Genomic DNA, 17,584 nt, shown 5'->3' with positions numbered 1-17,584 from the left:
AGATTCAAAAAAGATCCATATATCTATGGAATGGTCTGAAGAATTTCCGAAATTTAGGGCAGAAAAGTTAAACGCATGCCCTTTTATCACAAACTAGGAAAAATTCCACCTAAAAGACACACTATTTTTAGGAAAGAAAATGGTGAATTATATTACGAACAATTGTTTGGAACTATTGGATTTGATGGAATGTCAACAAATTCATATCACGTTTACCGCCCGACAATGGTGAAGGAAATTTCGGGTCAATATTCTGTAAAGCCAGAAATAGCAATTCCCAATAATATGAAAAGCTATCGTTTTAGAGGATTTGAAGTGGCACCAGAGTTAGACTATTTAGATTCTAGGAAGATTGTATTAACAAATAGCGATTGTAATATTACTCTTGCTTCACCGCAAAACAAAACTCAGGACTATTTTTATAAAAACACCGATGCTGATGAACTCCTATTCATTCATAAGGGATCTGGGAAATTGCGTACTCATTTAGGAAATTTGGATTTTAAATACGGTGATTACTTGCTAATCCCAAGAGGGATTATTTACAAAATTGATTTTGATACCACTGACAACAGGTTGTTTATTGTTGAAAGTCGAAGACCTATTTATACCCCAAAACGATATAGAAATTGGTTTGGACAATTATTAGAACATTCTCCTTTTTGTGAAAGAGACCTTAGACAACCACAAGAGCTAGAAACTCATGATGAAAAAGGTGAGTTTTTAATAAAAGTGCGCAAGCAAGATGAGATTTTTGATATGGTGTATGCATCACACCCATTTGACGTTGTAGGATACGATGGCTATAATTATCCGTACGCCTTTTCAATACATGATTTTGAACCAATCACTGGACGTATTCATCAACCACCACCAGTTCATCAAACCTTTGAAACTGATGCATTTGTTGTATGCAGCTTTGTTCCTAGATTATACGATTATCACCCGCAAAGTATTCCTGCACCATATAATCACAGTAACATCGATAGTGACGAGGTACTATATTATGTAGATGGTGATTTTATGAGTAGGAACGATATTGCTCCTGGGCACATAAGCTTGCATCCTGCTGGAATTCCACACGGACCACATCCTGGCGCTGCCGAGCGTAGTATAGGGCAAACGGTTACAGAAGAACTCGCAGTTATGGTAGATACCTTTAAACCATTGCAAGTAACTAAGGAAGCAATGAAAGTTGCAGATGAGAGTTATCACAAAAGTTGGTTAGAATAACCGACTATATTTGTCTATAATTTAAATAAACCTTTACATTGGAAAATAATAACGACTCGCAGAATCCTTTTGGAAATCAACAATCATCATCTGGTTACGAAAGTACACCTACACATCATCAACAATCCTATTCTGATGGAGGATTTGATAATAGGATACAACAATCTGTCCCTGGTGATCCTGCAGCACTTGTTATTGGGATAATTTCTATTGTCTTTTTCTTTATTTCATGTTGCTTATACGGTATAGGAGCACCATTATCCTTAATAGGTGGAATCATAGGTTTAGTGATAGCCAATAAAGGAGTAAGAGCCTATAAGTCGGATCCTAGATCCTATTCACAATCATCATATAAATCAGTTAATGCAGGGAAAATAATTAATATAATTACCATTGCAATATCTGGAATAACCACTCTTATCATCATCTTATTTGTTGCTATTATAGGTCTTTCTTTAAGTGAACTTGCCGATGGAGATTTTAGCAATTTTGGACAAGAGTATGAATATGAAAAGGAAGAAACTATAGAAGATGATTGGTATTATTATGAGGAAGATATTGACACATTAGATCAAAAAGTAGACTCTTTAAATACAGAAGGAATAATTGAGATAGAAGAGTTAATTGAAGAAGAAAATGAGCAAGATCAATAACAGTAAATTAGAATGTGCTGCACACATGAGAGCCATGTGGTAATTATTTTTATAACAGCCACAATTAAAAATTAATTATCAAAAAACAACATCATGCCAGCAGAAATAAAAAATCTAAAAGACTTAAAAAACACAGAATACTCGCTCAAAAAATTATTTAAAGAAGCAGAAGATTTTCTACCTCTATTAGGGACAGACTATGTAGAACTATATGTAGGTAATGCAAAACAAAGTGCACACTTCTATAAAACAGCCTTTGGTTTCCAATCAGAAGCCTATGCAGGACTTGAAACAGGTTTAAAAGACCGTGTTTCATATGTACTTAAGCAAGATAAAATACGACTAGTTCTTACATCACCACTACAGAAAGACGGACCAATCAACGACCACGTAAACTTACACGGTGATGGTGTTAAAGTGGTTGCGTTATGGGTAGAAGATGCTCGTAAAGCTTTTGAAGAAACAACCAAAAGAGGTGCAAAACCCTACCTAGAACCTACTGTTGAAAGCGACGAACATGGTGAGGTAGTGAGGTCTGGAATCTATACTTATGGTGAGACCGTTCATATATTCGTAGAACGTAAAAATTACAATGGTGTTTTCTTACCAGGATTTGAAAAGTGGGAATCACACTACAATCCAGAACCAGTTGGACTTAAATTTATTGATCACATGGTGGGTAACGTAGGTTGGGACCAAATGAATACATGGTGTAAATTTTACGGAGAAGTAATGGGCTTTGCTCAAATCATATCTTTTGCCGATGATGATATCTCTACCGAATTCACTGCTCTCATGAGTAAAGTTATGAGCAATGGTAATGGTCGTATAAAGTTCCCAATCAATGAACCAGCAGAAGGAAAGAAAAAATCTCAAATTGAGGAGTATCTAGACTTCTATAACGGTCCAGGTGTACAGCACATTGCAGTCGCAACCGATGATATTGTAGCAACTGTAAGCGCTATGAGAGATCGTGGAGTAGAGTTCCTTTACGTCCCAGACACGTACTATGATGATATTTTAGAAAGAGTAGGTGATATAGATGAAGACGTTGAACTCCTTAAAAAACATGGAATTCTTATTGATCGAGACGAAGAAGGTTACCTTTTACAACTATTTACAAAAACAGTTGTAGATAGACCAACCATGTTTATAGAAGTAATACAACGTAAGGGCGCACAGTCTTTCGGAGTTGGTAATTTTAAAGCCTTATTTGAAGCTATAGAAAGAGAACAAGCAAGAAGAGGAACCTTATAACAAAATGGTATAACCTTTGTAATACATCATGTGAAACGATTAATCCTTAAATCATGAGACATATTCTTTCTTTATCATTAGTAGTTGTTTTGTTTTTGAGTACCGCTTTTACTAGTGCTACCTATAACAATTCTCTACAACAAACATTTCAAGAAGGAGAATGGTTTAAGTTTAGAATTCACTACGGTATTTTCAATGCAAGTTATGCAGAACTAGAGGTCATCGACAGTCAACTTGAAGGTAAGGATGTATACCATATTAAAGGACATGGTAGATCAACAGGACTACTAGATCTCTTTTTTACGGTAGACGATCATTACGAATCTTATATTGACAAAAACGAGGTTAAACCCTATAGATTCATAAGAGACATCAATGAAGGTGGTTATAAAAAGGACATTGTAATAGATTTTGATCACGAAAAAAATGAAGCACTAGTTCACGATAAAAAACGTAACACAAAAAGTACCGAAAAAATAAAACCTGGTACACAGGATATGGTGAGCGCTTTCTATCATTTACGAGATCAAATAGACACTAAAACTCTTAAAAAAGGCGACGAATTTATTTTACCCATGTTCTTTGACAAGGAGAATTATGACTTTAAACTGAAGTTTTTAAAACGCACTACAGTAAAAACTAAATTTGGTAAAGTTCCTGCTTTAAAATTCAAACCTTACGTTCAATCTGGTCGTGTTTTTAAAGAACAAGAAAGCCTTACCGTATGGATATCTGATGATGAAAATAAAATCCCACTGCGCATTAAAGCAAAGTTGGCTGTAGGCTCACTAACCGCAGATTTAGAAGCTTTCAAAGGATTAAAACACAGTTTTAAAATTATCCCATAATTAGTTAAAACTAATTAACACTTAAGCCGTATAAACATTGAACAGTTTATACGGCTTTGTTATTTTTGTAAATCCACCAAGATTCAATCTATGTCACAAGAAATTAGTCCAGAAATCGCAAAGCGTATCGAACTTCTTCAGGAGAAGTTCAAAAATTCTGGACAGGATATGTTATCCTACCTCGATGGTTTGTTATACGACCAGTACATTACTTACTGGGATTACATAAGACTAGACACACTTTTGAGCCTACAAGTTCCCGCTACACATTTTCCCGATGAAATGATATTTATCGGTTATCATCAAATAACTGAACTGTATTTTAAGCTTATCATTCACGAGCAGAAACAAATTATAGAAAATGAGCAGTTGACAGGTGCTTTTTTTGCTGAAAAGGCAAAGCGAATTAATCGTTACTTCACAGTCTTGATCAATTCATTTGATGTGATGGTACGAGGAATGGAACGCGAGCAGTTTTTAAAATTCCGTATGTCTCTACTTCCTGCAAGCGGTTTCCAAAGCGCTCAATTTAGAATGATTGAATTTTACAGCACTGATCTTATCAACCTGGTCCATCCTACCGTGCGTGATAACTATCGCAATAAAGATAATGTGCAGGATTACGCTTTCGCGAAAGCAGAATCAGTAACAAATCAAGAACTATACGAAAACATCTACTGGAAAAAAGGCGGTATTGACATGCATACAGGTGAAAAAACACTTACCTTAAAACAGTTTGAAAAAAGATATACCCCACGCTTTTTAAGAATCGCAGGTGAAGTTCAAAACACTAATTTAAATCAGCAATTTTTACAATTACCAGATGAAGAAAAAACAGAGGACCTTATAGAGGCCTTGCGCATGCTAGATCAAAATGCAAATATCAACTGGTTACTCATGCACATGGGTGCAGCGCACAGGTATTTACGCAAAGAAGGACAAGCTGTTCAAGCAACTGGTGGCACAAACTGGAAACAGTTCTTACCGCCTAGTTTTCAGAAAATTAGTTTCTTCCCATCGTTATGGACACAGCAAGAACACGACGAATGGGGTAAGCAATGGGTTACACACGCACTTAATACAAAATAATACATGAAAAAGTATCTTATAGGTTGTTTATCTGTTTTATTACTATTTATTTCTTGTGACAAGAAAAAACAGAAGCAAATACCTGTTAATCAAATAACACCAGTAGCGCCAAAACCGATAATGAAATATGGGTTTAACCTTACTGATTTTGAAGTAGTGGAAGACACAGTAAAGTCAGGTGACACCTTTGGTGATCTATTAGACGATTATTTAGTTGAAGGTCAAAGTACCTTTAAAGCAGCCCAAGAATTCAATGAAGTATTTGACGTGCGTCGTATACAAACCGGCAAACCATTTAAAATTTTAAGAAAAAAAGACAGTATAGGAACTCCTGCCGCCTTTGTATACGAGCCTACCAGACTAGATTATGTGGTTGTAGAATTAACAGACAGTCTTAATGCTTATCGAGACAAACACCCTATTTCATTCAAACGTAAAACCGCTAGTGGAGTAATAACCTCTACACTTTCAGAAGCAATGGAAGAAGAAGGTTTAGGATTGAGTGCAATCTATGAATTATCTGATATCTATAGATGGTCCATCGATTTCTTTAGATTACAAAAAGGCGATCGTTTTAAAATGATTTATAACGAACGTTACATAAACGACAGCATTTTTGCAGGTATTGAATCTATAGAAGCAGCAGTGTTTGAAACTGATGGCAATCCTTACTATGCCTTTGATTACCAAACTGATTCTATTGCAAACATTCATGATTATTACGACGAGACTGGTAAAACATTGCGCAGTTTCTTCTTAAAGGCACCAGTAAATTACACCCGAATTTCTAGTAGATTCACAAAACGTAGATTTCATCCAGTACAAAAGCGATGGAAAGCACACAAGGGAACAGATTATGCAGCACCGCGAGGAACACCTATCGTTGCAACCGCAAATGGTGTCGTTACTAAATCCAGCTACACACGAGGTAATGGTAATTACGTAAAAATTAAGCACAATGGCACCTACTCAACTCAATACCTACACATGACTAAGCGCAAGGTAAAGGTAGGTCAACGAGTTAAACAAGGTCAGGTAATAGGTACTGTAGGTAGTACCGGTCTTGCAACAGGTCCACACGTATGTTATCGTTTTTGGGTAAACGGCGTACAGGTTGACCCTTACAAACAAAAACTACCTGCTGCTGACCCATTGCCAAAAGAAAAAATTAATAACTACCTAGAGTTCATCGCCCCATTAAAGGAGGAAATAGATCAGCTAGCTTTTAAAAATGACGACATTTTATAACAGCCGCCATTACTATGAAAAACATCAATCCTACTCAAACTGAAGCTTGGAAAAAGCTAGAAGAACATTATAATAACAACCAAGGTTTAAACCTGAAACAGGCTTTTAAAGACAATAGCAATAGAGCTCAAGAATTCACCACTATTTTTGAAGATTTCTATGTTGACTTTTCAAAAAACTTATGGGATTCAACTACAAAAGATCTATTAGTTCAACTTGCTCGTGAAACTCATCTAGATGCAGCCATAGAAGCGTATTTTTCTGGTAAGCCTATTAATGCAACTGAAGGAAGGTCGGTCCTTCACACTGCTCTACGAGCACAACAAGCTCATGAAGGAGCACAACAGTTCGTTGATGCTGCTGTTACAAGCAAACAGAAAATGTTTGAATTTGTAGACAAAGTAATAAGCGGCGAATTTAAAACTGCTAGTGGAGCAGCTTTTGATACTGTTGTGAATATAGGAATAGGTGGTAGCGATCTAGGGCCAGTAATGATTACTGAGGCTTTACAAGCCTATAAGAATCACCTCAATCTTCATTTTGTTTCTAATGTTGAAGGTGATCACGTAGAAGAAGTTTTAAAAACGATTAATCCTAGTACCACACTCTTTGTAATAGTTTCAAAATCCTTTGGAACTCAGGAAACCTTATCCAATGCCACTACTATACGTAATTGGTTTACACAACAAGTGAATCAAGATGCTGTAGGAACACATTTTATAGCAGTAAGCAGTAATATAAATAGAGCTGTAGATTTTGGCATAGAGGAAGAAAATATTTTTCCAATGTTTGATTGGGTAGGTGGTAGATTTTCTTTGTGGAGCACGGTAGGAATGAGTATAGCATTGAGTGTGGGGACTCACAACTTCCAACAACTACTTGATGGAGCATCACAAATGGATGAACATTTTAAAACAGCTTCATTTGAAAATAACATACCTGTTCAATTAGCTTTATTGACTATTTGGTACAACAACTTTTATAAGGCTCAAAGCGAGGCAGTAATTCCATACACTCAATATTTACATCGATTACCAGCCTACCTACAACAGGCTATAATGGAAAGTAATGGTAAAACTATAGATCGTAACGGTTCTAGAGTGAATTATGAAACTGGAAATATCGTTTGGGGAGAACCTGGAACAAATTCCCAACATGCCTTTTTCCAACTTATTCATCAAGGATCAAAACTGATTCCTGCTCATTTTATCGCTTTCGCGAAAGCGAAATACCAACATCAAGATCATCACAACAAGCTTATGGCAAACTTTATTGCTCAAACAGAAGCATTAATGAATGGTAAGACAAAAGAAGAAGCCTTTGACGATCTAAAAACTGCAGGAAAAAACCAAGACGAGATAGAATTTCTATTACCATACAAAGTTTTTGAAGGAAACAAACCTACTACTACCCTACTTATAGATGAGCTTACACCAGCTAGCCTAGGGAAATTAATAGCGATGTATGAACACAAAATCTTTACAGAAGGTGTTATATGGAACATTTATAGCTATGACCAATGGGGTGTAGAATTAGGCAAAGTTCTAGCTGATGCTGTTTTACAAGACATAGAGAACGGCTCGACTGGCCAGCACGATGCTAGCACACAACAAATCTTGAGTAGATTTTACCAATTTCAATAACATAATTAATTAGAACCAGAAAAAATAAGTGTTAAAAAGTGTAATTTAATGTTAGCTTAATATTGGAAAGGGATTTAGTACGGACATTTGCAAAAATTTTAACTCAAGCTAATTCATACCCAAATGAAGAAACAATTACAATTTTTAGCAACGCTAGCAATGTTTTTTGTTGCTCTAGTGGCCACTGCTCAGGTTACAACCTCGAGTATTAATGGTCGAGTTCTAGAAGCTGGTGACGAACCTCTTTTAGGCGCTACAATCGTTGCTGTGCACGGACCTACAGGTACAAACTACGGTTCTGCTACAGACATCAATGGTTACTACCGCATAACAAACATGCGTGTAGGTGGTCCTTACACCATTACTTTCTCTTACGTTGGAAAGAAGGATGAAGTTTTTGAAAATATTTTCCTACAGTTAGGTGAATCAGAAACTTTTAATGTAACCTTATCTGATGAGGCTAATGCTCTAGACGAAGTTGTTATTAAAGCAATACGTGATGGTATTTTTGATTCAAACAATACAGGTCCAGAAACAAACATCTCTACTCGTGAAATCAACACGTTACCTACAGTAACTCGTGGTATTGATGACATTTTGAGAAAAACTCCACAGGCTCAAGTTGGTGAAGGTGGAGCTATTTCAATTGCTGGTCAAAACAATCGTTACAACTCTATCTTTATTGATGGTGCCGTGAACAATGACGTTTTTGGTCTTGCAGGTACAGGTACTAATGGTGGACAGATTGGTATCAATCCAATTTCTCTAGATGCTATTGAATCATTCCAAGTAAACATTGCTCCTTTTGATGTAAGACAATCAGGTTTTACTGGTGGTGCTATCAACGCAATTACTCGTTCTGGTACTAACAACTGGGAAGGTAGTGCTTACTGGTTTAATAGAAATGAAAAACTTGCAGGTAAAACACCTCAGGCGGTTATCGATGAAATAGACGATAGAAACGGTAGTGACCCAGCTCCAGATAGAGAAAGATTAGATGAATTCTCTACTAACCTTTACGGTTTTAGAGTAGGTGGTCCTATTATCAAGAACAAACTTTTCATGTTTGTTAATGCTGAAATTGAAAGAGAAGAAACTCCTAGACCTTTTGATTTTAACCAATATGTAGGTGACTCAAGAAATGCTTCAGGTGACACTAACTTACCAGCAGACCCAACAAGGATTAACAACTTAAGAGATAACCTAATAAACTTATTCGGTTACAATCCTGGTGGTTATGAAAACACGAACAGAACATTAGATACTGATAGATTTACTATTCGTTTAGATTACAACGTTAATGATAAGAACACTCTTGTACTTAAGCACAACTATGTACGTGGTGAGTCTACTTCACCAAGTACAAGTAGCGCTACTTCTATTAACTTTGCTAACGCAGGTATTTTCTTCCCTTCTGAAACTAATTTCACTACTCTGGAATGGAACAGTCAAATCAACAATAAATTATCTAACAATTTAATTGCTAGTTATACTACTGTAAGAGATGACCGTGACCCAATAGGTGGTGCATTCCCTAGAGTAACAATCAATGACGGTGCTGGTAGCATAACATTTGGTTCTGAGGCTTTCTCTACAGGAAACATTCTTGATCAAGACGTATTCACTATCACAAATAACTTCCAAATTGCTGCTGGTGCTCACAACATCACTTTAGGTGGTAACTTTGAATCTTATGATATACGTAATGTATTCATTCGTCAAAATTTTGGACAGTATAGATTTAATTCTTTATCTGATTTTGAATCTTATTTTGACAATGATCCTTCAAACGACGTTGCTCCTACTGATTACGACTACTCTTATTCTTTACTAGATCCAGCAGGAACAACAGGAGATGATGCGACAGCAGCAGCTGCACAATTCAATTACTCTCAGTTAGGTCTTTATGCTCAGGATGAGTGGAAATTAACTAAGGACTTTAAATTATCGTACGGTGTAAGAGTTGATGTACCATTCTTTGAAGAAGGTACTGCAAACGATGACTTCAACACAAGAACAGTTGCTTTATTAGAAGCTGCTGGTAAAGATCTTCAAGGTGCTAGAGTTGGTAAGAAAATAAAAAGCCAGATTCATGTTTCTCCACGTTTAGGATTTAACTGGGATGCTTTTGGTGACAAAACAACTCAAGTACGTGGTGGATTAGGAATCTTTACTTCACGTATCCCATTAGTATGGCCAGGTGGTGCTTACAACAACAATGGTATCTCTGTAGGTGGAGTTAATGAGAACGACTTTGATTCAGGAACATTATTCTTTGAAGCAGATCCATTTAATCAACCTATTGGAAATGGTCCAGCACCAGGTAGTGGTACAATCGGTGGTCAAATCGATTTATTTGCACCAGACTTTAAATTACCTCAGGTAGCAAAATACAGTCTAGGTGTTGACCAAAAATTAGGTGTATGGGGATTAATTGCTAGTGCAGACTTCCTTTACAATGAAACAATCAACAATGTACTTTACCAAAACTTAAACATTGGTGAACCTGTAGGATCTCTTAACGGTGCAGATACTCGTCCACTTTGGAATGACAGTCAGCGTATAGATAGCGAGTATTCTCGTATTATCTTAGGAACAAATACAAATGAAGGTTGGTCATACAACGCATCATTCGTATTAACAAAGCCATTTGACAATGGATTCTCTGGACAGATCGCTTATACATACGGACAAGGTAAATCTATCTTTGAAGGTACTTCTTCACAAAACAGTTCTCAATGGAGAAACGTAGTTACAGTAAACGGTAAAAACCGTGCAACTATTGGAAACTCACAGTTTGCATTAGGTCACAGAATTACTGCAAACGCTTCTTACCAAATGGAATGGAGTGAAAACTTTGCTACTACAGTAAGTTTATTCTATAACGGACAACAAGGTGGTACTTTAAGTTACATCTATGATGAAGGAGCTGATCTTTTAAACGACGACTCTCGTGATAATGCTTTATTCTACATTCCTAGAAACCAGAGCGAGATTAACCTAGTAGATGCAAACGGTGTATCGGCTGCAGATCAATGGGCTGCTCTTGATGCATTTATTGAAGGTAATGATTACCTAAGAGAAAGAAGAGGACAATATGCAGAGCGTAATGGTGACCGTGGACCATGGAACCACGTTGTAGACTTAAAAGTTCTTCAAGACTTTAAATTAGACTTTGGTGGTAAAAAGCACACTTTCCAAGCTTCATTAGACATCTTCAACTTCTTCAACTTCTTAAACAAAGATTGGGGTGTTCAAAAGAGAATCACAGGAAGCTTTGGTGAAGTTGAAATCGTAGAAACTGAAAGAGGTGGACCAGACCCAGAATTCTCATTTGATCCTGATTTTGCAGAAGGATTTGAGCAAATTGATGATGCTGGTATACGTTCTTCAAGATGGCAAGCTCAAATAGGACTTAGATACATCTTTAACTAAGAACTATTAAATAAATTGTTTTACAATAACCCTATCTAGAGAGATAGGGTTATTTTTTTGCCTTATTTTTGATTTCAAATTAAGAGATCTATGTACAATATTATTCAACATGCACATTCCGGTTGGGCTTATCTATTACTATTAGTATTAGGGATCGCAACGATCAATTCACTAATCGGTTGGTTAGGAAAAAAAGAATTTGGAAATAAAGATTTCAGTCTGGCATTAGTAGGATTAATTGTAACTCATATTCAATTACTTCTGGGGATTGTTCTTTGGATAGTTTCTCCATATTCCAGCATGCTTTTTAATAACACAAGTGAAGTGATGGGCAACAGTGGACTGCGATTACTAGCCCTAGAACATCCTTTAATGATGATAATAGGTGTTACACTTTTAACCATAGGTTATTCCAAACACAAGAAAAAAGTTATAAGCAGTGGCAAGTTCAAAATGCTAGGTATATTTTATACCTTGGCGTTTGTTGTTGTTCTTAGTCGTCTACCATGGAGTCAATGGTTGGCCTAGAAGATAACCTCTATATTATAAGCCAGATCTTTTTGATCTGGCTTTTTTGTTTCTACGCTTTCGCGAAAGCGTAAAATCAAATATCATAATCAAACTGGAAATCACTCACTGCCTCAATCATCTAAATACCTTATATTCAAATCATAGCCCTTTTAATAGACTCTATGTAATATCTTTGTTGCTATGAGAACAGCGCTTTTTTCATTTATTGTTTTATTAACTACAACAACATTTCGAGCTCAACAACCAGATTGGATATTTAGAACTCCTATAAAAAACATTTCTGAAATTACGGAAGTTGAAGTATCACCAGATGGTAGTATATTCTTGTTTGATGAAGTCAACCTTCTTAACCGTATGTATATAAGTGAAAACGATGGTAATTCTTATAGACTAGAAGGTAATGGACAAGGTTTTGATCTACAGGTCCTGCGTAATGACCTCGCTTACATAGTAAATAGAAATCGAGTTATAAAATCAAATGATAAATTTAGAAGTACTATCAATTATAATCTACCCAGCAGCGGATTTTCTACTTTATATTTTTTGAACGAAAATGAAGGCTATGTTGCTGGTGGTAATGGTAAACTTATCAAAACTATCGATGGTGGTACTAATTGGACTACTCTCAATGTAGGAACAACTGAAACGATAAGAGACATTCACTTTATTGATAGTAATACCGGATTTATAGTAGGCGACGATATCACCTTCTATAGAACCGACGATGGCGGTACCACATGGACTAGTATAGCATTACCTATTCAAAATTTTTGGACCCTAACTAAAATTGATTTTAGAGATTCTCTCAATGGGATAGTTATCGCATCAGGCGGTTTTATTTTTTACACTAACGATGCAGGATTAACCTGGAACCAATCTACATCTGGAACTAACGAGCGACTTAATGACCTGGTTTTTCATAATAATACCTATTACGTTGTGGGCAACGATGGTAATATATTAAGTTCAAATGATCAGGGCCTTTCATGGAACCTACAAGATATAGGACGAGATGATCTTTTAAGCATTGATGCCAGCGCAACTAAATTGTATATTGGATTAGAAGGAGCTGTACTAGAATCTATAGATGGAACTACATGGAACAGTCATTTAAATGATTTTATACCGAGCTCATTAGAACAAGCCTCATTTGGTAATAATGCTACAGGATTAGTAGTAGGTCTAGGTAATAATGGTAGTGCGGTATTTAGGGATGTTATGTATCGTACTACAGATTATGGCGTAACATGGGACCGCAAGACAGTTTCTGGCGGCTATAATGCCGTTCACCTAAAGCCTAATGGTGAAGCACTTACTACACGTGGAAATATAAGTCGAGTAAGTTATTCTGATGATTATGGTGACACCTGGATTAACATTACGGGACCTAATATTACCCAACAGTTTATTGCAAAAGACGTTTGGTTAAAATCTAGAGATGACTTTTTTGTGGTAGGTGGTAACTTCTTTGCAAGCGATGGAATTTATCGTTACCAAACTGGTTCTGGATGGAGCCATATTACTACTACAGGTAATACTGAATACATCGTTTTCCTCGATGATTTGATAGGTATTGCGACTAATACCAGTAACCAAGCTTTTAAGACAATTGATGGTGGTGCATCCTGGAATCCTATCAATTACACAGGTGGGAATTTTGAAGGAATACAATTGATTGATGCAAACACATTTTACGTAGGTCAACAGGTTTCTTATGATGGCGGACAAACCTTTCAGTACAATAATTTCCCAGGATTTATAGGAACCTTCAAATTCTTTACTCCATCTTACGGAATAGGAATTACAACCTCAACTGGAGATTTATATCTCACAACAGATGCAGGTACCACCTGGCAATTGTTACTGAATACCATTGAGGATGGTGCTGGAAATTACTTTATCACCGAAGAAACGATCTATGGTTTTGGATCTAATAGCGACATTGTCACATTAGATATAAGTGGTTTATTAAACTTTGAAAATGTTCCAAACACGCGATCTAAAATCGAACTTTACCCAAATCCCGCAAGTGACCAGATTAATATAGCGTGTTTGAATAACACTATAACCAGACTAGAAATCTACAACCTACAAGGTAAGCTTGTGAAAAATTGCAAGCTTAATGCCGATCAATTGAACAACATATCCATTCAAGAATTAGGAAAAGGCGTTTATTTTTTCAGATTATTAAACGATCAACAGGTAATTGAAATACACAAATTGATAAAGAAATAATTTGGTTTAAAGCTTCTGCTTTTATTAAGCTTTTTCATTGACAGGCAATGGTAATATTTTATTTAAAGCTTCAAATGCTTTATCAACTGTTTTAATATCTGGTATAGTGAGTAATAAACGTAATCCAGCTCTTGTTTGTTTCTCCTTCATCTTAAATTGTCTAGGATGAGATTGAACTGCTTGTAACACCTTTCCAAATGCTGGTGATTGATAAAAATCACTTTGTTGATCACTTACAAAGTAGCCTACAAATTTTCCATTTTTCATGACGATTTTTTCAAGCCCCATATTAGCAGCAATCCACTTTATACGAATACTTGTAAGTAAGTCTTCTGCTTCATCTGGTAATTCTCCAAAACGATCTACTAATTCTTTTCGATAATTTTCTAACTCATCCTCGTTTTCCACCTCATTCAATTTTGAATAAAGCGATAATCTTTCTGTAATGGAGTTGATATAATCATCTGGAAATAATAATTCAAAATCAGTATCTATATTGACATCAGTAACATGTTTTTTATCTACTTCATCCTCAATATAAAGATCCTTGAATTCATTTTCTTTTAATTCAGAAATAGCTTCGGCAAGGATTTTTTGATAGGTATCAAAACCAATTTCATTCATAAAACCGCTTTGTTCACCACCTAAAATGTCTCCAGCTCCACGTATTTCAAGATCTTTCATTGCGATATTGAAACCACTTCCTAAATCAGAAAATGTTTCAATTGCCTGAATACGTTTACGTGCGTCATCAGTCATAACCTCATAGGGTGGCGTTATGAAGTAACAAAAGGCTTTTTTATTACTACGCCCTACTCTACCTCTCATTTGATGTAGATCAGACAAGCCAAAGTTATTAGCGTTATTTATAAAAATCGTATTAGCATTTGGGACATCCAGACCACTTTCAATTATGGTTGTTGAAACAAGAACATCAAACTCACCGTTCATAAATGAAAGCATGAGTTCCTCTAATTTTTTACCATCCATTTGACCATGACCTATACCAATTTTTGCATCGGGTACAGATCTTTGAATCATTCCTGCTACTTCCTTTATATTCTCGATTCGATTATGGACAAAAAACACTTGTCCGCCTCTTGAGATTTCATAACTCACAGCATCACGAATTACCTCTTCACTAAAACGAACCACCTTTGTTTCGACAGGATGTCTATTAGGCGGTGGTGTTTTTATAACACTTAAATCACGAGCAGCCATTAATGAGAACTGAAGTGTTCTAGGAATAGGTGTCGCTGTTAACGTGAGCGTATCGATATTTTCTTTAAGGGTCTTTAATTTATCTTTTACTGCAACTCCAAATTTTTGCTCCTCATCAATAATTAAAAGTCCGAGATCCTTAAAACGAACAGATTTATTTACCAGTTGATGGGTTCCTATTACGATATCGATACTTCCATCGGCTAGTCCATCAAGAACCGCCCGACGTTCTTTTGCTGTTCTGAAACGGTTTAAGTAATCTACCGTAACAGGTAAATCTGACAATCGTTCTTTAAAAGATTTAGCATGCTGAAAAGCTAAAATAGTTGTAGGTACAAGAACAGCGACTTGTTTTCCATTAACCGCTGCTTTAAAGGCAGCTCTTATAGCTACCTCTGTCTTACCAAAACCTACATCACCACAAACCAATCTATCCATTGGCTTATCGCTTTCCATGTCAGCCTTTACATCGGCGGTGGCTGCACTTTGATCTGGTGTATCTTCATAGATAAAACTAGCCTCGAGTTCATTTTGCAAATAACCATCTGGAGCATACTGAAATCCTTTTTTTGATTTACGTTTTGCGTAAAGTTTGATAAGATCAAAAGCAATTTCCTTTACCTTTTTCTTAGTTTTTTGTTTCAGTTTCTTCCAGGCTGGACTACCTAATTTGTAAATTTTTGGTGGTTTACCATCTTTACTTGAAAATCGGGTAATTTTATGTAAGGAATGAATTGATACATACAAGATATCTCGTTCACCGTAAATTAATTTAATGGCCTCTTGTTGTTTACCATTTTGATCGACCTTTTGTAATCCACCAAATTTCCCTATTCCATGGTCAATATGAGTAACATAATCTCCAATCTCAAGCGAGTTAAGTTCTTTTAAGGTAATCGCTTGTTTTTTTGCGTATCCATTTTTGAGATGAAACTTATGATATCGTTCAAATATTTGATGATCGGTATAACATGCAATACGCAAATCATAACTTATAAATCCACGATATAAAGGAGCTACTACGGTTTCATACTCAACGGTAGCATTCATGTCGTCAAAAATGTCATGAAAACGTTTTGCTTGTTGTGCAGTACCACAAAAGATATAGTTCTTGATACCATCTGCTTTGTTAGTTTCAAGATTTTCAATCAATAACTCAAACTGCTTGTTAAAAGATGGTTGTGGCTGTGTCTTGAATGCTATTTCTCCTTGATTGGCAACAAATTCAAAGTGATTATATTCTTTAAGCTGCTTTTTGATAAGCTCAGAATTTGCAAAAATTTCCTGTGGAGTTAATTGACGTATTTCGCCTTGCAAATTGTTATATTCTTGTTCCGCTTTCGCGAAAAGCGAGTCTAATCGACCGTAGAGTAGTTCTAAGTGAAACGCAAAAATACTGGTCTTATTAGACAGGTATTTAAGAAAACTCTCTCTAGTCTCTTCAAGTTTTTTGTGCTCAACATTTGGAATAATAGAGATTTTTCTAACCTGTTCCTTACTTAATTGGGTTTCAACATCAAAAACTCGAATGGAATCGATTTCATTTCCAAAAAACTCAATTCGATAGGGCTCGTCGTTACTAAAAGAGAACACATCTAATATTCCTCCTCTCAGGGAAAATTCTCCTGGCTCAGTCACAAAATCAACTCTTTTAAACTCGTACTCGAATAAAACTTCATTAGCAAAATCAACGGTGATTTGATCTCCAACCGAAATTTTAAGAGTATTTTTTTCAAGTTCTTTGCGAGTCACAACCTTTTCAAACAAAGCATCTGGATAAGTGACGATTACCGCTGGCTTTTTTCTTGAGTTTATCCTATTGAGAACCTCAGCTCGTAACAATACATTGGCATTGTCCGTCTCCTCAATTTGATAAGGCCTGCGATAACTACCTGGATAAAATAGCACGTGATCTTCTCCTATACTTTGTTCTAGATCATTTAAAAAATACGCTGCTTGTTCCTTATCATCACATATAAGTAAAAACGGTTTTTCTGCCTGATCAAAAAGAACCTTTATCAACATGGAATAACTACTACCATTTAATCCACTAATAGTATGATAGCCCTTTGCATCTTGAACTAGGTCATTTAAAACGTTGGTTTGTGATAAGCTTTTAAAACGCTCTAATATAGAAGTATAACTCAAAATCCTTGTATTGAGTCGCAAAGATAGGTCGCTCCCTGAGTTT

General features: G+C 36.0%; 11 protein-coding genes. 10 read left to right on the top strand and 1 reads right to left on the bottom strand.

What is annotated here, in order from left to right; genetic code table 11:
• The first annotated feature begins 75 nt into the window (after positions 1-75).
• The 10 genes from BST91_RS12995 (at position 76) to BST91_RS12950 (ending at position 14,172) form a co-directional block, all read left to right on the top strand.
• Complete coding sequence (locus BST91_RS12995; RefSeq protein WP_060523263.1) at positions 76-1,233, top strand: homogentisate 1,2-dioxygenase; 1,158 nt, start codon at positions 76-78, stop codon at positions 1,231-1,233.
• A 38-nt stretch (positions 1,234-1,271) separates the two neighbouring features.
• Positions 1,272-1,886: a CCC motif membrane protein gene (locus BST91_RS12990; protein ID WP_085775641.1), complete on the top strand. Its 615-nt coding sequence runs from the start codon at positions 1,272-1,274 to the stop codon at positions 1,884-1,886.
• Positions 1,887-1,979: 93 nt separating this feature from the next.
• Positions 1,980-3,143, top strand: a complete 1,164-nt coding sequence (hppD, locus tag BST91_RS12985) for a 4-hydroxyphenylpyruvate dioxygenase (protein WP_085775640.1) — start codon at positions 1,980-1,982, stop codon at positions 3,141-3,143.
• A 53-nt stretch (positions 3,144-3,196) separates the two neighbouring features.
• Positions 3,197-3,991, top strand: coding sequence for a DUF3108 domain-containing protein (locus BST91_RS12980; protein WP_042276134.1), 795 nt, complete (start codon positions 3,197-3,199; stop codon positions 3,989-3,991).
• A gap of 90 nt (positions 3,992-4,081) precedes the next feature.
• Positions 4,082-5,080: a tryptophan 2,3-dioxygenase family protein gene (locus BST91_RS12975; protein WP_060523266.1), complete on the top strand. Its 999-nt coding sequence runs from the start codon at positions 4,082-4,084 to the stop codon at positions 5,078-5,080.
• A gap of 3 nt (positions 5,081-5,083) precedes the next feature.
• Entirely contained in the window at positions 5,084-6,328 is a 1,245-nt protein-coding gene (locus BST91_RS12970) for a M23 family metallopeptidase (protein WP_060523267.1), read from the top strand.
• 14 nt (positions 6,329-6,342) lie between these two features.
• Positions 6,343-7,971: a glucose-6-phosphate isomerase gene (gene pgi, locus BST91_RS12965; RefSeq protein ID WP_085775639.1), complete on the top strand. Its 1,629-nt coding sequence runs from the start codon at positions 6,343-6,345 to the stop codon at positions 7,969-7,971.
• Between the two features lie 123 nt (positions 7,972-8,094).
• Positions 8,095-11,406 (top strand): TonB-dependent receptor, encoded by a 3,312-nt coding sequence (locus BST91_RS12960; protein ID WP_085775638.1) that lies wholly within the window; start codon positions 8,095-8,097, stop codon positions 11,404-11,406.
• Positions 11,407-11,496: 90 nt separating this feature from the next.
• Complete coding sequence (locus tag BST91_RS12955) at positions 11,497-11,934, top strand: hypothetical protein (RefSeq protein WP_042276145.1); 438 nt, start codon at positions 11,497-11,499, stop codon at positions 11,932-11,934.
• Positions 11,935-12,117: 183 nt separating this feature from the next.
• Entirely contained in the window at positions 12,118-14,172 is a 2,055-nt protein-coding gene (locus BST91_RS12950) for a T9SS type A sorting domain-containing protein (protein ID WP_085775637.1), read from the top strand.
• Positions 14,173-14,196: 24 nt separating this feature from the next.
• Here BST91_RS12950 and mfd read toward each other — a convergent pair whose 3' ends face one another.
• Positions 14,197-17,541: a transcription-repair coupling factor gene (gene mfd / locus BST91_RS12945; RefSeq protein WP_085775636.1), complete on the bottom strand. Its 3,345-nt coding sequence runs from the start codon at positions 17,539-17,541 to the stop codon at positions 14,197-14,199.
• Between the last annotated feature and the right edge of the window lie 43 nt (positions 17,542-17,584).

The sequence above is a fragment of the Nonlabens tegetincola genome, assembly GCF_002117085.1.
Lineage (GTDB): Bacteria > Bacteroidota > Bacteroidia > Flavobacteriales > Flavobacteriaceae > Nonlabens > Nonlabens tegetincola.
The sequence above is the reverse complement of the archived record's forward strand: the minus strand, read 5'-3'. Positions and strand labels throughout refer to the sequence as shown.